Origin of the sequence: Pseudoxanthomonas spadix, assembly GCF_003703395.1 — a bacterium.
GTDB lineage: Bacteria > Pseudomonadota > Gammaproteobacteria > Xanthomonadales > Xanthomonadaceae > Pseudoxanthomonas_A > Pseudoxanthomonas_A spadix.
This window is the reverse complement of sequence record NZ_RDQN01000002.1, coordinates 155,618-178,610: the sequence shown is the minus strand read 5'-3', so window position 1 is coordinate 178,610 and position 22,993 is coordinate 155,618. Positions and strand designations below refer to the sequence as shown.

At 69.2% G+C, this 22,993-nt stretch carries 20 protein-coding genes, 1 tRNA gene, 1 pseudogene and 1 riboswitch; of the genes and pseudogenes, 11 read left to right on the top strand and 11 right to left on the bottom strand.

The genetic code is table 11. The features are described 5' to 3' along the window. Window positions 1–47: 47 nt before the first annotated feature. Window positions 48–698, top strand: a complete 651-nt coding sequence (gph, locus tag D9R12_RS03420; protein WP_122228045.1) for a phosphoglycolate phosphatase — start codon at window positions 48–50, stop codon at window positions 696–698. 107 nt (window positions 699–805) lie between these two features. On the opposite strand, the gene btuB is transcribed toward gph, so the two are convergent. The 5 genes from btuB to D9R12_RS03395 form a co-directional block, all read right to left on the bottom strand. Then, window positions 806–2,692 (bottom strand): TonB-dependent vitamin B12 receptor, encoded by a 1,887-nt coding sequence (btuB, locus tag D9R12_RS03415; RefSeq protein WP_122228042.1) that lies wholly within the window; start codon window positions 2,690–2,692, stop codon window positions 806–808. 142 nt (window positions 2,693–2,834) lie between these two features. Next, a riboswitch (cobalamin riboswitch) is annotated at window positions 2,835–3,063 on the bottom strand. 113 nt (window positions 3,064–3,176) lie between these two features. Beyond that, window positions 3,177–3,554, bottom strand: a complete 378-nt coding sequence (locus tag D9R12_RS03410) for a TfoX/Sxy family protein (protein WP_122228038.1) — start codon at window positions 3,552–3,554, stop codon at window positions 3,177–3,179. After that, window positions 3,551–4,036: a GAF domain-containing protein gene (locus D9R12_RS03405; RefSeq protein WP_014161686.1), complete on the bottom strand. Its 486-nt coding sequence runs from the start codon at window positions 4,034–4,036 to the stop codon at window positions 3,551–3,553. Before D9R12_RS03405 ends, D9R12_RS03410 begins: the two co-directional genes overlap by 4 nt. A gap of 334 nt (window positions 4,037–4,370) precedes the next feature. Further along, a complete protein-coding gene (gene queD, locus D9R12_RS03400; RefSeq protein WP_122228035.1) occupies window positions 4,371–4,736 on the bottom strand; it encodes a 6-carboxytetrahydropterin synthase QueD in 366 nt (121 codons plus the stop codon). A 60-nt stretch (window positions 4,737–4,796) separates the two neighbouring features. Beyond that, window positions 4,797–6,167 carry a DEAD/DEAH box helicase gene (locus tag D9R12_RS03395; protein WP_014161684.1) on the bottom strand — a complete coding sequence of 457 codons (1,371 nt, stop codon included), beginning with the start codon at window positions 6,165–6,167 and terminating at the stop codon, window positions 4,797–4,799. 383 nt (window positions 6,168–6,550) lie between these two features. Here D9R12_RS03395 and D9R12_RS03390 point away from each other — a divergent pair, with 383 nt between their 5' ends. Then, entirely contained in the window at window positions 6,551–7,318 is a 768-nt protein-coding gene (locus tag D9R12_RS03390) for a Crp/Fnr family transcriptional regulator (protein WP_122228032.1), read from the top strand. A 184-nt stretch (window positions 7,319–7,502) separates the two neighbouring features. On the opposite strand, the gene cydC is transcribed toward D9R12_RS03390, so the two are convergent. Further along, complete coding sequence (cydC, locus tag D9R12_RS03385; RefSeq protein ID WP_170159124.1) at window positions 7,503–9,155, bottom strand: thiol reductant ABC exporter subunit CydC; 1,653 nt, start codon at window positions 9,153–9,155, stop codon at window positions 7,503–7,505. Next, window positions 9,152–10,834, bottom strand: a complete 1,683-nt coding sequence (cydD, locus tag D9R12_RS03380; protein ID WP_122228026.1) for a thiol reductant ABC exporter subunit CydD — start codon at window positions 10,832–10,834, stop codon at window positions 9,152–9,154. Before cydD ends, cydC begins: the two co-directional genes overlap by 4 nt. Before the next feature lie 126 nt (window positions 10,835–10,960). On the opposite strand from cydD, the gene D9R12_RS03375 reads away from it, so the two are divergent. The 3 genes and pseudogenes from D9R12_RS03375 to cydX form a co-directional block, all read left to right on the top strand. Further along, a complete protein-coding gene (locus D9R12_RS03375; RefSeq protein WP_122228023.1) occupies window positions 10,961–12,541 on the top strand; it encodes a cytochrome ubiquinol oxidase subunit I in 1,581 nt (526 codons plus the stop codon). 19 nt (window positions 12,542–12,560) lie between these two features. Then, window positions 12,561–13,703, top strand: a complete 1,143-nt coding sequence (gene cydB / locus D9R12_RS03370) for a cytochrome d ubiquinol oxidase subunit II (protein WP_122228021.1) — start codon at window positions 12,561–12,563, stop codon at window positions 13,701–13,703. A gap of 15 nt (window positions 13,704–13,718) precedes the next feature. Continuing rightward, window positions 13,719–13,811, top strand: a pseudogene (gene cydX, locus D9R12_RS15995) (cytochrome bd-I oxidase subunit CydX); the annotation flags it as partial. 215 nt (window positions 13,812–14,026) lie between these two features. Here the strand turns inward: cydX and D9R12_RS03360 are convergent. Continuing rightward, a tRNA-Met gene (locus D9R12_RS03360) sits at window positions 14,027–14,103 on the bottom strand. Window positions 14,104–14,223: 120 nt separating this feature from the next. On the opposite strand from D9R12_RS03360, the gene D9R12_RS03355 reads away from it, so the two are divergent. From D9R12_RS03355 to bfr, 3 genes are all read left to right on the top strand, one after another. Beyond that, a complete protein-coding gene (locus tag D9R12_RS03355; RefSeq protein WP_122228018.1) occupies window positions 14,224–14,835 on the top strand; it encodes an RNA pyrophosphohydrolase in 612 nt (203 codons plus the stop codon). A gap of 66 nt (window positions 14,836–14,901) precedes the next feature. Beyond that, entirely contained in the window at window positions 14,902–15,111 is a 210-nt protein-coding gene (locus D9R12_RS03350; protein WP_122228015.1) for a (2Fe-2S)-binding protein, read from the top strand. Between the two features lie 111 nt (window positions 15,112–15,222). Continuing rightward, window positions 15,223–15,693, top strand: coding sequence for a bacterioferritin (gene bfr / locus D9R12_RS03345; protein ID WP_014161675.1), 471 nt, complete (start codon window positions 15,223–15,225; stop codon window positions 15,691–15,693). Here bfr and D9R12_RS03340 read toward each other — a convergent pair. From D9R12_RS03340 to D9R12_RS03330, 3 genes are all read right to left on the bottom strand, one after another. Continuing rightward, window positions 15,690–18,077 (bottom strand): hybrid sensor histidine kinase/response regulator, encoded by a 2,388-nt coding sequence (locus tag D9R12_RS03340; protein WP_122228012.1) that lies wholly within the window; start codon window positions 18,075–18,077, stop codon window positions 15,690–15,692. The two genes, bfr and D9R12_RS03340, sit on opposite strands and share 4 nt — an antisense overlap. Before the next feature lie 29 nt (window positions 18,078–18,106). Next, window positions 18,107–19,999: an EAL domain-containing response regulator gene (locus D9R12_RS03335; protein WP_122228009.1), complete on the bottom strand. Its 1,893-nt coding sequence runs from the start codon at window positions 19,997–19,999 to the stop codon at window positions 18,107–18,109. A gap of 64 nt (window positions 20,000–20,063) precedes the next feature. Beyond that, a complete protein-coding gene (locus tag D9R12_RS03330; RefSeq protein WP_122228006.1) occupies window positions 20,064–20,663 on the bottom strand; it encodes a DUF4126 domain-containing protein in 600 nt (199 codons plus the stop codon). Window positions 20,664–20,890: 227 nt separating this feature from the next. On the opposite strand from D9R12_RS03330, the gene D9R12_RS03325 reads away from it, so the two are divergent. Genes D9R12_RS03325 through nudC form a run of 3 tightly spaced genes read left to right on the top strand, consistent with a single transcriptional unit; the run spans window position 20,891 to window position 22,993 of the window. Then, entirely contained in the window at window positions 20,891–21,652 is a 762-nt protein-coding gene (locus tag D9R12_RS03325) for a DUF6776 family protein (protein WP_244671757.1), read from the top strand. 31 nt (window positions 21,653–21,683) lie between these two features. Beyond that, on the top strand, window positions 21,684–22,070 hold the full coding sequence (gene erpA, locus D9R12_RS03320) for an iron-sulfur cluster insertion protein ErpA (RefSeq protein WP_122228003.1): 387 nt from the start codon (window positions 21,684–21,686) through the stop codon (window positions 22,068–22,070). Then, on the top strand, window positions 22,070–22,993 hold the full coding sequence (gene nudC, locus D9R12_RS03315) for an NAD(+) diphosphatase (RefSeq protein WP_122228000.1): 924 nt from the start codon (window positions 22,070–22,072) through the stop codon (window positions 22,991–22,993). The genes erpA and nudC overlap by 1 nt, the downstream gene beginning before the upstream one ends.

Sequence of the window (22,993 nt, the reverse complement as noted above, 5' to 3'; positions counted from 1 at the left end):
GGAGCCGACGCTAGAATGCCGGCCCCGATGCTGCCTGGAGTGCGCCGTTGTCCTTCCCTTATCCGCTGGTGATCTTCGACCTGGATGGCACCCTGGTCGATAGCGCGCCGGCCATCGCACGGGCGGTCAACCGCACCCTCACCGACTGGAAGCTGCGCAACTACGATCTGGCCCAGATCACCGGCTGGATCGGCGAAGGCTCGCGCCAGCTGATTACCTACGCCATGCGCGCCGCCGGCAGCGAGGTGGACATCGACGCGGTGATGCCCGGCTTCCTCAAGCACTACGGTGAGACCGCGCCCGATGGCCAGGCCTATCCCGGGGTGGAAGACACGCTGGCCACGCTGCACGGGCAGGGCGTCCAGCTGGCGGTGTGCACCAACAAGCCCGAGCAGTTCGTGCGCCCTCTGCTGCAGGCGCGCGGGCTGCTGCAGTACTTCGACGGCATCGTCGGCGGCGATACGCTGCCCGAGCGCAAGCCCAGTGGCGTGCCGCTGCTGCACCTGTGTGCGCAGGCCGGCGTGGAGCCAAGGGACGCGCTGATGGTGGGTGATTCGGAAATCGACGCCCTGTCGGCGCACAACGCCGGCGTGCCGCTGGTGCTGGTGCGCTACGGCTATCACAAGTCGCTGGACCTGGATGCGGTCGGGGCAGTGGCGGTGATCGAGACAATGCCGGAGTTGCTGCAGCTGCATTGACCTGGGCCTGGTTTCAGTCGCCCCGGCAAGGAGCGTGCATGGTCCAGGGGAAAGCGCAGCCCCAGCGCTGGCGCTCGAGGCCGGCTTTTTTTCACCCAGCAAGGACCCTATTGCCGCCTGGCCTGCCAGCGGATGCTGACGGTGTATTCGCGGCCGGGCTGGTTGTACCACTGGATGGTTTGGTAATCCTTGTCGAACACGTTGGCGGCCTTGGCCTGCAGGGTCCAGTCGCCGGACAGCGCGTATTCCAGGCGCACGTCCAGGGTGCCGTAGCCGGCCAGGCGCGCGGTGTTGGCTGCGTCATCGTAGCGATGGCCGTAGCCGTTGCCGGTCAGCCCCAGGCGGAAGTCGCCGATGGCGTAGTCCAGGTCCAGGCGGGCGGTGTCGCGTGCGCGGCGGGCCAGCCAGTTGTCGTGATTGATGCTGCCATCGCTGTCGTTGCGCGGATCGGTGTGGCTGATCTGCGCGTTGATGACCAGGCCATGCAGCGTCATGAAACCGGTGAGTTCGGCGCCGCGGATCCTGGCCTTGTCGACGTTGACCAGGTTGAAGGCGGTGTCGTAACCGATCAGGTCCTCGATGCGGGTTTCATACGCATTGAAGGTCCAGTTCCAGCCCTGGCCGTACTGGGCCAGGCCCAGGTTGAGCGACTTGCTCTTCTCCGGCTTGAGGTCCGGATTGCCGAAGCCGCCCGGGTAGTACAGGTCGTTGAAGGTCGGTGCCTTGAAGCCGGTGCCGGCGCTGGCGGTGAACCTGAAGCCGTTGCCGAAGCCGAACCCATAGCCCAGGCTGCCGGTGGCGTGCGAGCCGAACTGTTCGTTGTCGTCATTGCGCACCGAGGCCTGCAGCGAATGCGCGCCCAAGCGGCCCTGGTACTCGGCGAACACGCCGGTGTTGTCGCGGCTGTCCACGTCGAAGGGTGTGTTGCTGGTGACCTGGTCGTCCTGCCAGTCGCCGCCGAGGGTGACGATCTGGCCCGGCGCGAAGCTGTAATCGGCCTGGGCCGATGCGGTGTCGCGACGGGTGTCGAAGGTGCTGACGTAGCTGCGCGTGCCGGCGTCGGCATCGGCGTAGTCGTTGTCGGACTGGTCCTCGGCGCGGCCGGCCTGCACGGTCAGGGTGAAGGCATCGGACGGCGTCCAGCGCAGGGTGCCGCCGGCCACGCGCTGCAGGTTGTCGGCTTCGTTGCCACCAAAGGCGCTGCCGTCGTATTGGTTGCGGCTGTCGGCGTTGAGGAAGTTGCCTTCCAGGCTGAGTGTGTCGGTGACATTGATGCCGCCGCGCACCCCGATGGAGGTGTTGCGGTAGCCGTCGCGGTCGGGTTGGTCGACATAGCAGCCGGCGCCAAACGGCGCCTCGGCGTTGCCGGCGGTCCCGCGGCAGGCGTTGATGCCGTCGGTTTGCTGGTAGCCGGCGTTGGCCGAGAGCCAGCCGCGCGCGCCGCGGTAGCTGAAGCCGGCACTGTGGTTGCGCAGGTCGTGGCTGCCGAAGCCGGCCTGGGCATGGGTGGTCAGGCCCTGGCCGCCGGTGCGGGTGAAGATCTGGATGACCCCGCCGATGGCTTCGGAGCCGTACAGGCTCGAGCGCGGGCCGCGCACGATCTCGATTCGCTCGATCTGCGCCACCGGCAGGTCCTGAAACGCGGCCAGGCCGGCGCTGGCCGAGCCGATGCGCACACCGTCGAGCAGCACCAGGACCTTGTCGGACTCGGTGCCGCGGATGTTGAGCGTGGTGTTCTTGCCCGGGCCGCCCTGGTTGCTGAAGCCAATGCCGGCACGCCCGGCCAGCAGGTCGGTCAGCGAGCTGGCCTGGCTGCGGTCGATCTCTTCGCGCGAGATAACCTGCACCGGCACCAGGCTGTCCTGGAGGGCCACTTGCGTGCGGGTGGCGGTGACCGTGACCTGTTCCAGGACGGTGGCATCCTCGCCGGTCTGGGCCGAGCCGATGGTGGGAAGCCCCAGCGCGATGGCCAGGGAAAGCAGGGTGGATTTCATGGGCAAGACTCCGTCGCGCGCCCCGCGCGCATGCAAGGCAAGGAAGCCGCGGACGGAGGTAATGCAGGCGGACAGCGCACGCGAAACACGCGCGGCGCGGCACGCGCGACGCCCTCCGCATCGCAACCGGTGATGGATTCGTGGCGAATCCGCGCTCCAGGCCGGTCTCCGGGCTTGCGAGTTGGAAGTGCCGGCACTTCCGCCGCCGCGCCTTCCCGTGCGTGTCGCGCACAGTGGCCGATGCGTTGGCATGACTCGCTTACCGTTGCGGGGGCAGCGCCGGAATCGCCTGGTTCAAGGCTCACCGGCTTCCCGTTTCAACCCGCGGCGCGTGCAGCTGCGCGTGGGGTCACCTGAAAGCGGCGCAGAGTGTACGCGATCAGGCGCTGGGCCGTGACCGCTGCGCGTGGGAGCCGCTTCAGCGGCGAAAGCTTCCCGGTACAGCCCATCGCCGCTGAAGCGGCTCCCACAGGCTCTCGCAGGTTCAGTCGTCGTCGCGACCGGGACTGTCGAGGAAATCGAATGACGGCGCATGTCCGCCTTCGTCGCTGCCGTGGTTGGTGGTGGTCACCGGCGCGGCGGCCGGGCGTCCGCGCGGCGGCGGCAGGGCGGCCGCGGCCGCTTCCACCGCGGCCACCATCTCCTGGCGGCGCGCCTGGTTCACCTCCTGCCAGTGGCAGCCCTGCAGCGCGCCTTCCAGCGCATAGAGCAGGTTGAGGCTGGGCCGGAAACCGGCGCGTTTGACCCGCATGAAGGCTTCGACCGAGCCGGCCGCGCGCAGGTCTTCCTCGGTGCGCAGACCGACCTGGCGCAGCCACGCAGCGGACTTGGGACCGATGTTGCGCAGCTGCGTGGTGCTCATTGCAGGGCCTGGACCCAGGCCGCGGCAATGGCTTCGATGCCGCGCTGGTCGTCCTCGTCGAAGCGACCGACCCGCGGACTGTCGATATCCAGCACGCCGATCAGCGCGCCGTCCTTCACCAATGGCACCACCAGTTCCGAGCGCGAAGCCGCGTCGCAGGCGATGTGGCCGGGGAAGGCCTCCACGTCATGCACGCGCTGGGTCTGGCGGGTACTGGCTGCGGCGCCGCAGACCCCCTTGTCCAGCTTGATCCGCACGCAGGCCGGCAAGCCCTGGAACGGGCCGACCACCAGCTCGGTTCCATCAAAGAAATAGAATCCGGCCCAGTTGCAGTCCGGCAGGGCGTTGAACAGCAGCGCCGAGAGGTTGGCCGCGTTGGCGATGCGGTCGGTTTCCCCTTGCATCAGGCCGCGCGCCTGTTCCAGCAGCTGCGCATACTGCTCGGACTTGGTCCCGGAAAGGGTCTGGCTGGCAAATGACATGGGCCGATTCTACGTGCACATGCGGGGCCGGCGCCGGGGCGGGCGGCGCCGGCAGCGTTTGACAAAAAAAAGCCCGACAGGGGGAGGGACCTGTCGGGCCAGATTTGTGTGGGGGGAGGGACCCACACAAACGACGGAGCGTGGCGCAAGGCGCCGGCGCGATGTGCTGTGTCATCAATTCCGCGAAACCAGCATTACGGGTTGATGTTGCGACGCAGCATACCCCCGGTTTTGTGGCAATGCAAGGCCAGCGCAGGGCGACCGACGAACGGTTGCTGAAACACTCAGGTCCAGGAATGAAAAGCGCTTTGCGGCTCCCGTTGCAGCGTTTGGCTCAGCCTGCGGCAGGCCCGCGGTAGCGGCTGCCGGCGGTGCAGGTCTCGTGCACCACCACCTGGCTCAGCAGCGGCAGCGCGGGCTTGAGGTGATCCCAGATCCACTCGGCGATGCGCTCGCTGGTGGGGTTGTCCAGGCCCTGGATGTCGTTGAGGTAGTGGTGGTCCAGGCGCTGGAAGATCGGCCTGAAGGCTGCCTTGACGTCGGCGAAGTCCATCACCCAGCCAGTGTGCGGATCCAGCGGGCCAGACAGGTGGATCTCGATACGGAACGAGTGTCCGTGCAGGCGGGCGCACTTGTGCCCATCGGGCACGTTGGGCAGCCGGTGCGCGGCTTCGATGCTGAAGACCTTGAAGATATCCATGGCGCAATCTTCGGCGGCCGGCGCGGGGCGTGCAAACCCCGCGCCGGCAACCTGTGCCCCTCAGTCGGCGCGACGCGGCTGGCTGGAGCGCTGGCCACCGGCACCGCCGCCACCTGCGCGACGCCCGTTGCCGCTGCCGCCCGGACGCGGCGCGCCGTGCTGCCTGGGGCCGGCGTGGGCGCGGCGCGGGGCTTCGCCATGCGGACGGCGGTCGTGGCGACGCGGCGGGCGCTCGCCGCCCGGCAGGTCGGCCCGGCCCGGTGCGCTGTTGCCCCAGCGGATCGGGGTCTGCGGCACGAAGCCCGGCACGTCCTTGATCTCCAGGTCGCGGTCGAGCAGGCGCACGATTGCGCGCAGCAGCTTGGCATCTTCCTGCGAGACCAGCGACACGGCCTGGCCGGTGGAACCGTTGCGGCCGGTGCGGCCGATGCGGTGCACGTAGTCCTCGGCCACCATCGGCAGGTCGAAGTTGATGACCTTGGGCAGCTGGTCGATGTCGATGCCGCGCGCGGCGATGTCGGTGGCCACCAGCACGGTGACCTTGCCGGCCTTGAAGTCACGCAGCGCGCGCAGGCGCTGGGATTGGCTCTTGTTGCCGTGGATCGCGGCGGTCTGGATGCCGGCCTTCTCCAGGAACAGCGCCAGCTTGTCGCTGCCGTGCTTGGTCTTGGCGAACACCAGGGTCTGCTCGCGCGAGTCCTCGGCCAGCAGGTGCAGCAGCAGGTCGCGCTTGCGGGCGCTGTCGACCGGATGCACGCGGTGGGTGATGTTCTCGTGCACGGTGTTCTTGGGCGTGGCCTGGATCTCCAGCGGATCGTGCATGAACTCGCGCGCCAGCAACTTGATGTTGTCGTCGAAGGTGGCCGAGAACAGCAGGGTCTGGCGGTTCTGCTTGGGCAGCTTGGCCAGGATCCGCTTGATCGACGGCAAAAAGCCCATGTCCAGCATGCGGTCGGCCTCGTCCAGGACCAGCACCTCGATGCCCGACAGGTCGACGCTGCGACGCTCCAGGTGGTCGATCAGGCGGCCCGGGCAGGCGATTACCAGGTCCACGCCACGACGCAGCGTGTCCAGCTGCGGGCCCATGCCCACGCCGCCGTAGATGGTGGCCGACGGAATGCGCAGGTACTTGCTGTAGTCGCGCAGGCTCTCGTGCACCTGGGTGGCCAGCTCGCGGGTCGGGGTCAGGACCAGGGCGCGCGGACGACGCGGGCCACGGGTGACTGCCTGCGGGTGGGTGCCCAGGTGCTGCAGCAGCGGCAGGCCGAACGCAGCGGTCTTGCCGGTGCCGGTCTGTGCGCCGGCCATCAGGTCGCGGCCGGCCAGGGCCAGCGGGATGGCCTGTTCCTGGATCGGGGTCGGGGTTTCATAGCCCTGCTCGGCCAGCGCACGCAGCAGGAACGGGGCAAGCCCCAGGGTTTCAAATGACATTGGTAAAGCTCCGGATGCACGCCCGGTTCGCGCGGAAAACGCCACACGCGCAGCGCAAACAAGCGCTACGTGCCACGAAAGCCGTTGGAAGAGCGTGTGTTGCCCGAAGCGTTCCCTAACCGCGCTGCGAGTAACTGTTGGGCGACCATGCCGACAGTGGCAGGGCCGTCTTTGCGAAGCGAGAAGGCGTCGGAGGATGGGGGGCGAAGCGGGCCGGTAGCCCATTCAACGCCGGTGTCCCTTCAGGGGAAACACGACTGCCGCTAAAGCGAAGCCCGCGTATGGTACCCGATCTGCGCCGTCCACGCCGGCCGGTGCAGCGACGGTTTACCTGCGGACCGGGCGTATCATGGCCTGGTCACGCGCACAGGAGGCGCACACCGATGAGCAGCCTGCGTATCCACCGCAATACCTCCGAGCCGCCAGCGGACGATGTGGGCGAGGAGCGCGAGCCGGTTGCCGGCCACGGCTGCCGGGTCTGCCTGGTGCGCCACCTGGCGGTGTGCTCTGCGCTGCCAGCCGAACAGGCCAGGGCCCTGGAGCAACTCACCGGTGATCTGCAGCTGCGCGCCGGCGAGCTGCTGGCCCGCGAAGGCGAGCAGCGTCGCTACGTGTTCACCGTGCAGACCGGCGCCCTGCGCCGCACCCGGACCCTGGCCGACGGCCGCCGGCTGGTGGCCGGCTTCCTGATGCCGGGCGACTACATCGGCTTCAGTGGCTCGGATCATTACCGGTACACCATCGAGGCGATCACCGACAGCACCCTGTGCGCGGTCCCTCACCAAGGCATGCGCACGCTGTGCCAGACCCACCCCGGTCTGGAACACGAGCTGATGCAGCGCGCCTGCATCGAGCTGGACGCCACCCGCGACAAGCTGATGGCACTGGCCCGGATGACACCACCGGAGCGTCTGGCTGGCTTCCTGCAGGACATGGCCCAGCGCCGCGCCCGCCAGGGGCTGGACCCTGCGGTCATCGCCCTGCCGATGACCCGCACCGACATCGCCGACTACCTGGGCCTGACCATCGAGACGGTGAGCCGCTGCTTTACCAAGCTGCGCGGTGAAGGCCTGATCGCCACCCCCGATCCGCACACGGTGCGCCTGCTGGACCGCCGCAGGCTGGATCTTCTGGCCGCCGCGGGCGGGTGATGCGGGACTGCAAGCCAACAGCCCGCTGCGGTGGTGGTCGCGCCACCTGGCCGGGTGGCGCAGGTTGACAAGGATGCAGCTGGCGTGGATTGGAAATCGGCGAGCGGTATCGCGCCGGCGAAGTTGGGTGGGCCGACAAACCAGTCTGCCCAGCACCGGCGCCTGCTGAAGACGCGCGCAACAGCTAGGCACTGATCGCTTCCTGCAGGCGACCATCGGCCAGATGCCAGGTGGCCTGGGCCCAGCCGACGGGCAGTGCGTCATGGGTGATCACGATGACGGTGCGGCCCTGGCTGGCCTCGGCCAGGTCGGCCAGCAGTGCCTGGGCGGTGTCCACGTCCAGGCCTTCGGTGGGTTCGTCCAGCAGCAGGATCGGGGCATCGCGCAGCAGGGCGCGGGCCAGGGCGATGCGGCGGGCCTGGCCGGCGGAGAGCGTGCGGCCGTGTTCGCCGATCCAGGCGTCGAGCTGGCCGGGCAGGCCGCGCACCAGCGCGTCCAGCCGCACCTGTTCGAGCACCTGCCACAGGCGCATGTCATTGGCCTGCGCATCGCCCAGGCGCAGGTTGTCGCGCACGCTGCCGGCGAACACCGGCGCCTCCTGCGGCAGCCAGGCGATCTGGCGATGCCAGTCGTCCTGGGCGAAGCAGCGCAGGTCGATGCCGGCGTAGCGCACGCTGCCGGCATCCGGATCGCACAGGCGCAGCAGCAGCGCCAGCAGCGAGCTCTTGCCGGCGCCGCTGTCGCCGGTGATGGCGATGCGCTGGCCGGGGGCGATGCGCAGGCTGGCACCGTCCAGCACCGGCTGGCTGCTGCCGGCCCAGTGGAAACCGACCTGCACCAGTTCCAGGCTGCCCTGCGCGGGCACGGGGCTGGGCGTTGCCGGATCGCGCACCGGCGGGGCGGCGCTGACGGTGCCCTGCAGGCGCTGCCAGGCGCCGCGCGCGGCATGCAGTTCGCGCCAGGCCAGGGCCGCGCCGGCGCAGGCCTCCAGCGTGGCCACGGTCATGAAGAACAGGCCCGCCGCGGCCGGCGCCGACACCGCACCGGTCGATGCGGCCGCCAGGACAAGCCCCAACATCGCGGTCAGCGCGATCGCCGTGATCGCGCCGTGGCCGAAGGTAGCCAGGGCCAGTCGTTGCTTGCGCCGGCGTTCGCAGCGCGCCAGCGTCTGGCTGGCCGCCTCGATACGGACCAGCCAGCCGTCGCCGGCCTGCAGCGCGGCCAGGTCGGTGGCGCCCTGCACCGCATCGAGCACGTCGGCGCGCACGGTGGCGCGGGCCTGTTCGCGGGCAGCCTCGTGCGCGCGCGCGCCACGCGCAGCCGCCCATGGCAGCACCACGCCCAGCAGCAGGCAGGTCACCAGCAGCACCAGCCCGGCCAGCGGCAAGGCGATCGCGGCGACCGCGCAGGCCACCAGCACCAGCAGGCCCAACGCCAGCAGCGGGCCGAACGCGCGCACCAGCCCGCCTTCGACCCGTTCGATGTCGGCGACCAGCTGGCTGAGCAAATCCCCGGTGCGCAGCCGTCCCAGGCCCAGCGGTGCCAACGGCAGCGCGCGGCGGAAGAAGTCCAGCCGCAGGTCGCGGCCGATCCGCAGGGTGACATCGTGGCCGACCAGTTTTTCGCCGTAGCGCGAGAGGATGCGCACGAAGGTCAGGCCGCGGATGCCGGCCGAGGGGCCGAACAGGTTGAACCCGAGCGCGCCCGTCCCGGCCAGCGCTGCGGCGGTGAGAAAGTGCCCGGCGACCCCCAGCAGCGCGGTACCGGCCAGCAGGGTCAGGCTGAGCAGCGCCAGGGTCAGCGCAATGCCGCGGCGATGGGCGGCGAACGGGTTCACGCGGCCTTCCGCAAGCGGCGCATCTGCCCGTCCGGCAGCCACAGCACCTGGCCAAGACGTTCCATCACCGCCTCGCTGTGGGTGGCGATGACCAGGGTACGGTCGCGGGCGAACTGCAGCAGCGCCTCGAGCAGGCGCGCTTCGGTCTGCGCATCCAGGAACGCGGTCGGCTCGTCCAGTAGCAACAGCTGCGGATCCTGCAGCAGCACACGCGCCAGGGCGACGCGGCGGGCCTGGCCGCCGGACAGGCCGAAGCCGCCTTCACCGATGCGCGTGTCCAGCCCCTGCGGCAGCTGCCGGACGAAGTCCATCACCTGCGCCGCGTCGGCCGCCGCGTGCAGCTGCGCCTGACTGGCCTGCGGCGCGGCAATGCGCAGGTTGTCGGCGATCGAGCCACAGAACAGGTGCGGCCGCTGCGCCGCGTAGCCGATGCGCAGGTGTTGGCTGCGCAGCAACTGGCCGGCATCGGCCGGCAGCCAGCCGGCGAGGGCTTCCAGCAAGGTGCTCTTGCCGCAGCCGCTGGGCCCGGCCAGCGCGATGTGCTGACCGCTGTGCAGATCGAAGGACAGCTGCTCCAGGACCGGATGCGAGGCGCCGGCGTGGCGCAGGCTCAGGTCGCGCACCTGCACGCAGACCTGGGGTGGCAATGTCCCTGCGGCATCGGCCCCGGGCGCCACCTCGCGGGGGGCCTGCTCGGCTTGATCCAGCGCCGCATCGATCCGGGTGATTGCGGCCAGCGCGTTGGCGCGATCGTGGTAGTGCGCGGCCAGCCGGCGCAGCGGCGCGTAGACCTCCGGTGCCAGCAGCAGGCAAAACAGTCCGGCGGCCAGGTCCAGCGGCGCGCTGCGGATGTGCAACATGCCCAGGTAGGTCAGGCCCAGATACAGCGCCACCATCGCCACCCCGATCGAGGCGAAGAACTCCAGCACCGCCGAGGACAGGAAGGCGATGCGCAGTACCTTCAGGCTGCCTTCGCGCACCGCGTCTGCGGCCGCGCGCACGCCTTCCAGTTCACTCTGCGCGCGGCCGTACAGGCGGATCAGGCCCAGCCCACGCAGGCGGTCGGCAAAGTGCGCGCCCATCCGGGTCAGCGCATCGAGCTGGCGCTCGCTGGCGGCCTGTGCGCCCCAGCCCACCAGGGCCATGAACACCGGGATCAGCGGCAGGGTCAGCAACAGGATGCCGCCGACCACCGGATCGACCCAGAACACCGCCACCAGCAGCACCAGCGGCACCCAGGTGACTTCCATCCGTGCCAGCAGGAAGCCGCCGACGTAGCCGTCCAGCGCATCGACATGGGCGCCGGGCAGCTCGGCCAGGGCGCCGGCGCGCTGGTGGCGCAGCCACAGCGGCCCGCGTGCCTGCAGGCGCCGCACCACGGAAAGACGCAGCTGGTGGCGCAGGGTTTCCACCGCCGCATCGGCGCAATGGCGCGCAGACCAGGCCAGGCCGGCGCGGACCAGGCCGACCGCGCACAGCGCCAGCAGCAGCGGCAGCACCTGGTCCAGCGGCAGGTGCTGGACCAGCACCCGCTGCGCGGCCAGCGCGATCAGCCCGGCCTGGGCCGCCAGTCCTATGCCGGCCAGCACCGTGGCCACGCCTGCCACGCGCAACCGCCTGCGCACCGGCGCGGTAAGGGCCTGCAGCTGCTGGCGGGCATCGGGCGAAGGCTGGGGCATGACCGGTGGCGAGCAACGAAGGCCTGATTGTGCACCCTGGCCGCCTGTCGGGACGTTGATGCAGATCAAGGCCGGCAGCCCGATTGCAGGGCATCCTGCAGGCAACTCCAAGGGGCCACAGCTGCCATGCCGGACATGACCATCGTCGAACTCAGTCGTCTGCAGTTCGCGCTCACTGCGCTCTATCACTTCCTGTTCGTCCCGCTGACGCTGGGCCTGTCCTTCCTCCTGGCCATCATGGAAAGCATTTACGTGATGACCGGTCGTGATGTGTGGCGACGCATGACCCTGTTCTGGGGCTCGCTGTTCGGCCTGAACTTCGCCATGGGCGTGGGCACCGGGGTGGTCATGGAGTTCCAGTTCGGCACCAACTGGTCCTATTACAGCCAATATGTCGGTGACATCTTCGGCGCGCCGCTGGCGATCGAAGGGCTGATGGCGTTCTTCCTGGAAGCCAGCTTCATCGGCCTGTTCTTCTTCGGCTGGAACAAGCTGAGCAGGGTCCAGCACCTGATGGTGACCTGGCTGGTGGCGCTGGGCTCCAACCTGTCGGCGCTGTGGATCCTGATCGCCAATGGCTGGATGCAGTTCCCGACCGGTGCCAGCTTCAACCCGGACACCATGCGCATGGAGGTGACCGACTTCGCCGCGGTGCTGTTCAACCCGGTGGCGCAGGCCAAGTTCGTGCATACCGTCAGTGCCGGCTACGTGTGCGGCGCGGTGTTCGTGGCCGCGATCAGTGCGCTGTACCTGCTGCGCGGCAAGCATGTCGAGCTGGCCAAGCGCTCGCTGGCGGTGGCCGCCAGTTTCGGGCTGGCCGCCTCGCTGAGCGTGGTGGTGCTCGGTGACGAGAGCGGCTACACGGTCGGCGAGAACCAGAAGATGAAGCTGGCGGTGATGGAAGGCATGTGGGAAACCGAGCCTGCCCCGGCCGGGTTCAACCTGTTCGCCATCCCCGACCAGGCCAACCAGCGCAACCGGGCCGAAGTCCACATTCCCTGGGTCATGGGCCTGATCGGCACCCGTTCGCTGAACACCCAGATGCCGGGCATCAAGGACCTGGTCGCCCGCGCCGAGCAGCGTATCCGCAACGGCCAGGATGCCTACGCCGCGCTGCAGGCGCTGCGCGCCGACCGCGGCGATGCGCAGGCCCGGTCAACCTTCGAGGCCAAGTGGCAGGACATGGGCCATGCCCTACTACTGAAGAAGTACCGCGATGACATCGGCAACGCCACCGACGGCGAGATCGCCAGGGCGGCCCTGGACACGGTGCCCAACGTGCTGCCGATGTTCTGGACCTTCCGCATCATGGTGGCCTTGGGCCTGTATTTCATCGTGTTCTTCGCAGTGGCCTTCTGGTACGTGACCACCAACAAGATCGAGCAAAAACGTGGCTTCCTGAAACTGGCGCTATGGAGCCTGCTGCTGCCCTGGGTGGCCATCGAGGCCGGCTGGATCATCGCTGAGTACGGCCGCCAGCCGTGGATCATCGATGGCGTCCTGCCGACCTTCTTCGCCGCCTCGGGCCTGAAGCTCTACGAGGTCGTGCTCTCGCTGTGCGGTTTCGCGGCGCTTTACACCACCCTGGCGGTGGTCGAGATCTGGCTGATGCGCAAGTTGATCAGGAAGGGCCCGACCGACTACATCGGCGGCGGCGCCCCCTCCCAACCCTCCGCCAGTGCGCTGGCCACCTCGCCCACCGTCTGACGGCCACGGAGCACGCAACATGCACGCCATTCCCCTCGACTACGACACCCTGCGCCTGATCTGGTGGCTGCTGCTGGGCATTTTGCTGATCGGCTTTGCCATCGCCGACGGCTTCGACCTGGGCGTGGGCACGCTGCTGCCCGCCGTGGCACGCACCGATGCCGAGCGCCGCCTGACCCTCAACGTGATCGGCCCGGTCTGGGAGGGCAACCAGGTGTGGCTGATCACCGGCGGTGGTGCGATCTTCGCTGCGTTCCCGATCCTCTACGCGGTCAGCTTCTCCGGCTTCTACCTGGCCATGTTCCTGATCCTGGTGGCGCTGATCCTGCGTCCGGTGGGCTTCAAGTTTCGCAGCAAGGTCGAAAATCCGACCTGGCGCGCGGTCTGGGACTGGGCGTTGTTCGTGGGCGGCTTCGTGCCGGCACTGGTGTTCGGGGTGGCCATGGGCAACGTCGTGGTCGGCGTGCCGTTCCATTTCGACGACGGCCTGCGGGTGATCTACGAAGGCAACCTGTTCGGCCTGCTGATGCCGTTCCAGCTGGTCTGCGGCCTGGTCAGTGTGACCATGCTGGCCGCGCACGGCGCCGGCATGCTGGTGCTCAAGACCGATGGCCCGGTTGCAGTGCGCGCGGGCAAGCTCGGTGCACTGGCCGCCTTTGCCGCAGCGGTGCTGTTCGTGCTGGCCGGGGTGTGGATGGCCCTGGGCGTCGACGGCTACCGGGTGACCAGCGGCCTGGACCTCACCGGCGCGTCCAACCCTGCGCTCAAGCAGGTGGCGCATGCCTCCTGGATGGCCAGCTACCAGGCCATGCCGTGGACCTGGATCTTCCCGGTGCTGGGGGTGGCGGGCATGTTGCTCAGTGGCGTGCTGCTGCTGCGCGGCAAGGGGGGGCGAGCGTTCCTGGCCTCCAGCCTGGGCATCGCCAGCATCATCCTGACCGAGGGCCTGGCGGTGTTCCCCTTCCTGCTGCCGTCCTCCTCCGACCCGAGCCACGGCCTGACCCTGTGGGATGCGTCCTCCAGCCACACCACGCTGTTCATCATGCTGATCGCGGTGGTGCTGTTGCTGCCGATCGTGCTGCTCTACACCGCCTGGGTCTACCGTGTGCTGCGCGGCAAGGTCGGCGCCGACAGCATCGGCCAGAACCCGAACGCCTACTGACATAGGAGCTGCACCATGTGGTACTTCGCTTGGATCCTGGGCGTGAGCCTTGCCTGCTTCTTCGCCATCCTCAACGGCATGTGGTTCGAAATGCGCCAGGACGCGCGCAAGGGCGTCGCGCCGGACCCGCAGACGCAGGGCAATCCGCCGCCTGACGCCGCGCCTGACGAACTGTAGTTGGATCCTTGCCAGGTCTGCCGCCCATTTGCCGTGCCAGCGGACGAGGTGCAGGGTGGCGTGCCTCGGAAGGTCCGTATCCCGGATACGAAAAAGCCCGCTCAGGAAGCGGGCCTTTTTTGCCTGTACTGCAGGTTCGCGCGAAGTGGTGGCTATGGGTGGACTCGAACCACCGACCCCAGCATTATGAGTGCTGTGCTCTAACCGGCTGAGCTACATAGCCGCGCGAGAACCGGCAATTCTGGATATCTGAAGGGCGTCTGTCAATCTTCTGATTGTCTGGTTGAGGCGCCGGCGCAGGCATGGCACATTCGGCTCCAGTAGATTCTCAGGAGTCCGCGTCGTGATCGATCCGGACGGTTACCGACCCAACGTCGGCATCGTGTTGATGCATCCGCAAGGCAAAGTGTTCTGGGCGCGCCGGGTGCGCCGGGATGGCTGGCAGTTCCCGCAGGGTGGCATGAACACGGACGAGACCCCGGTCGAGGCCATGTACCGCGAACTGCGCGAGGAAACCGGCCTGCTGCCCGAGCACGTCGAGTTACTGGGCGCGACCCCGGGCTGGCTGCGCTATCGGCTGCCGCAACGCGCCGTGCGCCGCCACGAACGCCATGTGTGCATCGGGCAGAAGCAGGTCTGGTTCCTGCTGCGAATGGTCTGCGAGGAGCACCACGTGCGTCTGGACCTGACCGAGACCCCCGAGTTCGACCATTGGCGCTGGGTGGATTTCTGGTATCCGATGGAGCACGTGGTGATGTTCAAGCGCGGCGTCTACGCCCGTGCACTGGACCATCTGGCGCCGTTGGCACGGCTGGCGGCCGGGCTGCAGGCGGTGCCGCAGCCGCGCCAGGACCGGGGCGTCATCGAGTCCGCGGCGGCGCGCGGCGCCCAGCGCCCACGCATCCGCTCCGGTGGTCGGCGGAAGGGTTCAGGTCCGCTGCCTTCTGGAAATTGACAACCATTCGCATTCGCGTTTGAATAGGCCCCGGGCCATTCCGGTCCGTCGCGCCCAGCCACTGCCGTGTACGTCTGTCTCTGCAACGGGGTCACCCACCTCCAGATCCGCGAAGCCGCCGCCAACGGCTGCAAGACTGTTTCCGAACTGACCATGCGCACCGGCTGCGGCAGCACCTGCGGCAGTTGTCTGGACATGGCCGCCGGTCTGCTGGCCGAACAGCACGCCGCGATGGCCCTTCCGCTGCCGGTCGTGAGCGACGCGGCGGCCGCCTGAACCTAGCGCGGCGCCGGGCGCACGCACAGGCGATCACGATCGGGGTTTCAGCATCGTCCGGCCTGGCACGGTATCCTGCGGCGCATTCCATCACCTGCATAGGCCATGACGATGAAGGGCGACGCCAAGGTCATCGAGTTCCTCAACAAGGTCCTCTACAACGAGCTGACTGCCATCAACCAGTACTTCCTGCACGCCAAGATGCTGAAGAACTGGGGCCTGAAGGAACTGGCCGAGCACGAGTACAACGAGTCCATCGACGAGATGAAGCATGCGGACAAGCTGGCCGACCGCATCCTGTTCCTCGAAGGGCTTCCCAATTTCCAGGCGTTGGGCAAGCTGCGCGTGGGTGAAAACCCGCGCGAGCTGCTCGAGTGCGACCTGGCGCTGGAGATGGACGCGCTGCCGGTGCTGCGCGAAGGGGTGGCCTACTGCGAGACGGTCGGCGACTACGTCAGCCGCCAGCTGCTGGTGGAGATCCTCGATTCGGAGGAAGAACACGTGGACTGGCTGGAAACCCAGCTGGACCTGATCGGCCGGATCGGCGAGCCGAACTACTTGTTGAGCAAGCTCGACGGCTAAGTCGCCGCGCCGGCGCCCTGCAGGCGCACCAGATATCCCTGCAGCGCGACCCGGGCCCGGGCAAATTCCGCGATCACCAGCGCCACCGCCACGGCCGGGCGATCCAGGCGCTGTTCGCGTGCGCCCAGTTCGATGCGCCTGGCCGCCGCCGACAGGGCCAGGGCGCCCATGTTGGCGCTGGAGGACTTGAGCGAATGGGCCGCCGCGCGCATGGCGTCCAGGTCGGGCACGGTCGAGGCGGTTTCCAGTTCGCGGATCAGGCGCGGGGCATCTTCCAGGAATACCTGGATGATGCTGGCCAGGCCCGGTCCGGTGACTTCTGCCAGCTCGTCCAGGACGCTGGTGTCCAGCGCGGCCACGGCGCCATCGATGGCCGAAGCACCCGGGGGCGGCATGGTTTCTTCCACGAACGGCCACGGCTCGGCCGGTGCAGGTTGTACAACCGGGACCGCGGCCGTGGGCCCGGTCGCCACGCTGGCCTGCGCGCCGGTGCCGTCGTCCAGCGGTGGCAACCATCGGTGCAGGCATTTTTCCAGTTGGGTGCGCGAAACCGGCTTGGACAGGTAATCGTCCATGCCGGCATCCAGACAGCGCTGGCGGTCGCCGGCCATCGCATTGGCGGTCATGGCCACGATCGGCAGCCGCGCTTGGCCGCGCTCGGCCTCGCGTTCGCGCCAGCGGCGGGTGGCGGTGTAGCCGTCCAGCAGCGGCATCTGGCAGTCCATCAGCACCAGCGGATAGCGGGTGCGGCCCATCTTCTCCAGCGCCACCACGCCGTTGCCGGCGTGATCGGCAGTAAAGCCCAGTGATTCGAGCATCTTCTCGGCCACGGCCAGGTTGACCGGGTTGTCCTCGACCAGCAGCAGCCGGCGTCCGTCCACGGGCGCCGGCTGGGCCGGCGGCGGTTCGGCGCCGGGGACCGTGACAGATGGTGAAGTGAAGAACTGTTCTGGTTCGGACAGGGGCAGCGGCTGGACGGTCGGGCCCGGCCTGGCCGTGTCGGGCGCGCGCGGGACCACGCTGAGCAGGGCGCGCAGGTCTGATTCGTGGGCCAGCCGTGGCAGCAGGGTCGCGCCGGCGCGCTGTTCGTCCGGCACCGGCTCATCGCCGTAGAGCCACACCAGCTGGGTGCCGAACTCGCTAGTGGCCCGGCCCACGGCGCGGTGCAAGGCGCGGGCACTGCTGCGCAGGCGGCTGATGTCGGCCACCACGGTGGTGAAGCCAGCACTGGAGCTGCGCAGGCGCTCCAGCGCTTCCTGGGTGTTTTCCACGCACTGCAGCGACACGCTCCACTGGGTCATCAGGCTGGACAGGCGCGAGCGCAGCAACGGATCGGGGGTGACCAGCAGGACCCGGGCCTGGCCAGGCACGGTGTCGGGCGTGGGCAGGTCGCCCAATGCCTTGAGCAGCGGAATCTCGAACCAGAACGTCGATCCGCGGCCGGCTTCGGACACCACCGCGATGCGCCCGCCCATCAGCTCGACGATGCGCTTGCAGATGGCCAGGCCCAGGCCGGTGCCACCGAACAGGCGCGTGGTCGAGGCATCGGCCTGGCTGAAGGACTGGAACAGCCGCGCCTGCGCATCGGCATCGATGCCGATGCCGGTATCGCGCACCTCGAAGCGCAGCAGGTGCTGGGCGCCGGTTTCGCCCAGGCGGCGCGCGACCAGGGTGACCGAGCCGCGCTCGGTGAACTTGATCGCGTTGCCGATCAGGTTGGTCAGCACCTGGCGCAGGCGCAGCGGATCGCCGCGCACCGACAGGCGCACGGTGGGGTCCAGTTGCAGGCCCAGGCGCAGGCCGCGGTTCTCGGCCGGGCGCTGCATCAGGTGCATCACCTGCTCGAGCACTTCGCGCAGGTTGAAGGCGGTGGTCTCCAGCTCGAGCTTGTTCGCCTCCAGCTTGGAGTAGTCCAGGATGTCATCGACGATCCGCAGCAGGGCCTGCGAGGAGCTGGCCGCCGCCTCCACCAGCTGGCGCTGGTCCGGTGCCAGGGCCGAGCGCGCAAGCAGGTCCAGCATCGGCACGATGCCGTTGAGCGGGGTGCGGATCTCGTGGCTCATCGTGGCCAGGAACTCGCCCTTGGCCAGCACCGCCGATTCGGCCGCCTGCCTGGCTTGGGTGATCTCGGTTTCCATCCGGCCCAGGCGTTCAACCTCGCGCTGGGTCATCTGGCGCTCGGATTCGGCGATGGCTGCGCGCGCCTCGGCGGCCTCGGCATGGCGGGCCACGCCGTGCAACACCACCAGCGTGGCCACCGTGGCCAGCAGCGTGGCCACCCCGGAGGAAAAGGCCACCAGCAGCCATGGGCCGGGGACCATCGACAGGTCCAGCCACAGCGCCACCAGCACGACCGCCGCTGCGGCCGCGGCCAGCCCCGACATCAACGCCGCACGTCCCGGTGCGGACACGATCAGAGGACCGCGTTGTGGAAATCGAAGCCCAGGTCTTCGCCGACGCCCTGCACCAGGTTGCCCTGGATGAAGTCCACGCCGCCCATCCACATCGCCGCCGCCGCCTGCGGGTCCTCGATCTGCTGGCCGATCACCAGCAGGTTCTGGCGATGGGCCAGGTCGATGGTGGTGCGCAGCTGGCCGCGCAGGGCGGCGTCGGTGTGCGCGCCAGCGAAGCGGCTGGACACGCGCAGGTAACTCAGCGGCAGCAGTGACAGCAGCGCCTCGGCTTCGGCGCCGGGCTCGAACTGGCTCAGGCAGAACTGCACCCCGGCCTGCATCGGCGCCTGGGCGAAGTCGCGCAGGGCCATGGTGTGGATCAAGGCGTCTGACAGGCGGATGTCGATCACCAGCGAGGAGGGCTCGATCCCGCGCCGGCTGATCTCGCCCAGCAGCCAGTCGGCCGCGTCCGGGCGGGTCAGGGTGCGCGGGGACTGGGACACGAACAGCCGCAGGCCGCCGGCACCTTCGACCTGGCGCCGAGCGATCAGGTCCAGCGCACGGCCGACGATCTGGCGATCCAGGTCGATGATGTCGCCGGACAGCTCGGCCGCCGGGACCACCTGCGCGGCCGACAGCAGCGTGCCATCGGCCTGGCGCAGGCGCATCAGCACCTGGAACTGGGCCTGGTCGCCGCCGGCCACCGACACGATCGGCTGGAACAGCAGCTCCAGCGTGGTCCCGTCCAGCGAGGCGCGGGCCTGCTCGCTGGCCGAAGGTGCCGGCACGTGCGCGGCGACGTGGCCGGGCAGGCTGCGCGCGCGGATCGTGGCCTGTTCGGCCGCCTCGATGGCCGCCTCGCGACTGGCGAAGCCCAGGTTGAGTTCGGTATAGCCGATGATCGCGCGCAGCTGGATGGTCTCGGTGCCGCGCACCGGCAGCAGGACCTTGGCCAGTTGGTCGTGCAGCAGGCGGGCGAAGCCTTCCAGCGCCTCGCGCGGCAGGCCGCGGGCCACGACCAGGAAGCTGTTGTCGTTCAATCGCGCCAGCGGCTGCGGCGCGGCCAAGGCCGACAGCTGGCGCGCGGCCTGGACCAGAAGCTGTTCGTAGTTGGCGTAGCCATAGCGCTCGCGCAGGCCCAGCGCGCCGGCGATCTCGATGAAGAACAGGCCGCCCTCGGCGTGTTCCTCCAGGGCCGAGGCCAGCTGCTGCTGCACATAGCTGCGGGTGTGCAGGCCGGTGTCGGTGTTGAGGTCCTGCGGGGTCTGCACCGCGTCGGGCGCGGTGCTGGCGATCACCTGCACCGGGCTGCGCTGGCGCATGCGGCGGATGCGGTTGGACACCGCGGCGATCAGGTGGCGTGGGCGGACCGGCTTGCTCAGGAAATCATCGGCACCGTTGTCGAGCACCTCGTACTGCTTCTCCGGATCCGGATCACCGGTCAGGAACACGATCGGCAGGTCCAGGTATTCAGGCCGCTCGCGGATGGCCTTGGTCAGCGCCATGCCATCGCGCCCGGGCAGGTGCAGGTCCATCAGCAGCAGGTCCGGGACGAAGCGCTGGATGCTGTCGATGACCTTTTCCGCGTCCATCTCCACCTCGGCCAGCATGCCGGCGCCGTGCAGGACGCTCTGCGCGAACAGGGCCTGCGGCCGGTCGTCCTCGACGATCAGCACCCGGTAGGGCGATTCCAGCGGGGGCTGGTCGCTGCCGCTGCCGGGTGCGGCCGGGGCACCCGGCGCACCGGGCGAAGGGGGTGGCGCCGGTGGGTCGCCTTCAAGCGTGCTGGCTGCCTGCAGGTCCGGTGCATCTTCGGTCCAGCGACGCCAGTAATGCGGCGGCGGGGTCTCGGCGCGCAGCACCGGGCGCGCGGGCGAGGAGGACGAGGGGTGGGGCGGCAGCGGTGCGGACATCGGGCTTCCCGGCTTGACTTGGCCCATTATGCGACGGGCGGCAACATTGCGGTCGGTGCGGTCTTCAGGAGCGTGGCACGGCCGCCCGGTCCGGGCCGGGCCGCAAGCGCCGCCAGAGCGCACGTGCGATCCACACCAGCAGCAACGTCATGGCCAGGCTCAGCAGGACGACCACCGCCAGCGCCAGCCAGGGGTGCACCAGCGCCAGGGCCAGACCGCCGGTGACCAGGGCGTCCTCGGTCAGCGAGGCGGTCCAGTTGCTGACCGGTTCGGGCGAGGTATTGAGCAGGGCGCGTGCGCCGGACTTGAGCAGGTGGCTGGTCAGGGCCACGCCGGCGCCGGCGGCCAGCGCGCCGGTGCCCAGCTGGCCATCGGGCGAAAGCGTGGCCGCAGCCAGGAACGCGCCGGCCGGTACCCGCGCCAGGGTCTGCAGCAGGTCCCAGACCGAATCCACGCCGGGAATCTTGTCGGCGAAGAATTCGGTCAGCGCCAGTGCCCCGGAGGTGCCCAGCACCCACCAGGACTGCGTGGCCTGCAGGGCGGGCGGCAGTTCGACCCAGCCCAGCAGCCCGGCCAGGCCAACGCCGAACACGGTCAGGTACACGCGGATGCCGGCCATCCAGGCCAGCAGGATGCCGATGACGAACAGGTGCGCTTCGGTCACGGTGCCAGATCCCTGAACTCGGGGGGCGACGGGGAACAGCAGAGGCCCCCCAACGAGCCGCCAGTATAGGCGTGGCCGTCTTCCCGCCGGCGCGGCAATCGGCGGCAGCATGTGCACCTGGGCCCTCTTGCGCAAGGCCCCAGCCGTGCCGAAGCGCCAGGGCCGGGCGGCTGAACGCGCGTGCGGCGTTCAGAACGCCCTCAAGTGGCGCTGGCTATGCTGCGCCGATGTCCCCGACCGAGCCTGCCGACCCCTCCAAACCTGGCGCTCCCCACCTGCTGCCGGTGAGCCGCGGTGCGCGCGCAGTGGTGCATGCGCTGGGCGGGGTGTGCGTGCTGGCGCTGGTGTTCGGCCTGTGGGGTGCCTGGAAGGTGTTTGCGCCGGCCGCCGGTGTCCCGAGCGCGGCCCAGTGGCGCCAGGCCCAGGCGCGCATCCAGCAGCTGGAACAGCGGGTGGCCACGCTTTCGCGCTCGGACCAGATCAGTCGCCAGGCCAATGGCGACCTGCAGAACGCGCTGGGCGAGCGCGATGAAGAGATTTCCGGCCTGCGCGCGGACGTGGCGTTCTACGAGCGCTTCGTCGGCGCCACCGCCCAGCGCCGCGGCCTGGCCGTGCATGAGCTGAAGCTGCAGCCACGGACCGACCAGGCCTGGCACTTCACCGCCACCCTCACCCAGAACCTCAACCGCGGCGCGGTCAACCGCGGTCGCCTGCAGCTGAGCGTGGAAGGTACCCGCGAGGGCCGCCTGGAAACCCTGGACTGGCCGCGCCTGCGCCAGCAGCCCAATGCCGACGGCATGGCATTCTCGTTCAAGTACTTCCAGCAGCTGGAAGGCGAGGTGGTGCTGCCGCCGCAGTTCAAGCCGCTGCGGGTGACGGCCCGGCTGCAGCCCGATGGCGGCAGCCGCGTGGACCAGTCCTTCACCTGGGCCGAAGCCACCGCCACCGGGCCGGCGGTTGCGCCCGCGGCCGCCGGCGGCGCGGGTTGAACTGGCAGCGTCCTGGCCCCATCCTGCACCCATGAGCACCCTCGTCTCCCTGCCTACTGCCGCCCCGGCGCCGGACTATCAGTCGCTGGACCGGCCACTCACCTTCACCCGCGCCGCCGCCGCCAAGGTGCGCGCACTGATCACCGAGGAAGGCAACGCCGACCTGGCGCTGCGGGTCTACATCGAGGGCGGCGGCTGTTCTGGTTTTCAGTACGGCTTCGAGTTCGACGAGAATCGCGCCGAGGACGACCTGGCCGTGCGCACCGATGAAGTCACCCTGCTGGTCGATCCGCTGAGCCTGCAGTACCTGATGGGTGCCGAGGTCGACTACACCGAGAGCCTGCACGGTGCCCAGTTCGTGATCCGCAATCCCAACGCCAAGACCACTTGCGGTTGCGGCAGCAGTTTCAGCATGTGATGCCGGCCGACGCGCATCGAACTCCCACGCCGTACCCGATCGAAACCGGACCCTTGTCCGGTTTTTCGTTCGTGGCCGAACCACTGGACCGCGCCGATGCCTTGCGCGACGACCCCCAGGCGCTGGCCGCGCTGTGGCCGCAGGCGCGGGTCCTGGTCATCGATGCCGAGGGGCTGTGCTTCGCCGATGCCGATGGCAATCTGCTGGCGCCGACCGGCGAGGAGATCGGTGGCGGGCCGGGCAGTGCGATCTTCCTCGGGCTGCGCGGCGCGGTGGCCTGGTTTGCCGTGTCATCGGATGTGATCGCGCTGGAGGTGCCCGGGCGCATGGAGCTGCGCCAGGCCGCCTTCCAATGGGCCCATGCCGATTCCACCGCCTTCGCCCAGGCGCGCGCGCTGCTGCACTGGCAGCGCAGCACGCGCCACTGCAGCGTGTGCGGGGGCAAGCTGGACTTCCACCGCGCCGGCTACACCGGGCGCTGCAGCCAGTGCCGCACCGAGCATTACCCGCGGGTGGACCCGGCGGTGATCGTGGCGGTCAGCGACGGGTCGCGGCTGCTGCTGGGGCGCCAGGCCGCGTGGCCGCAGCACCGCTATTCGGTGGTGGCCGGCTTCGTTGAACCCGGCGAGACGCTGGAGCAGACCGTGGCCCGCGAAGTGATGGAGGAAACCCGGGTGCGGGTGCGTTCGGCCCGCTACCTGGGCGCGCAGCCGTGGCCGTTTCCCGGCGCGCTGATGCTGGGCTTCGAGGCCGATGCCGAGGCAGACACGCCCACGGTCAACGGCGAGCTGGAACACGCGCGCTGGTTCACCGCGGACGAGGTCGGCGCCAGCCTGCGCGGCGAAGGCACGCTGCTGCTGTCGCCGGCGCTGTCGATCGCGCGGGCGCTGATCGAACACTGGTACCGGAAGATGACCGCATGA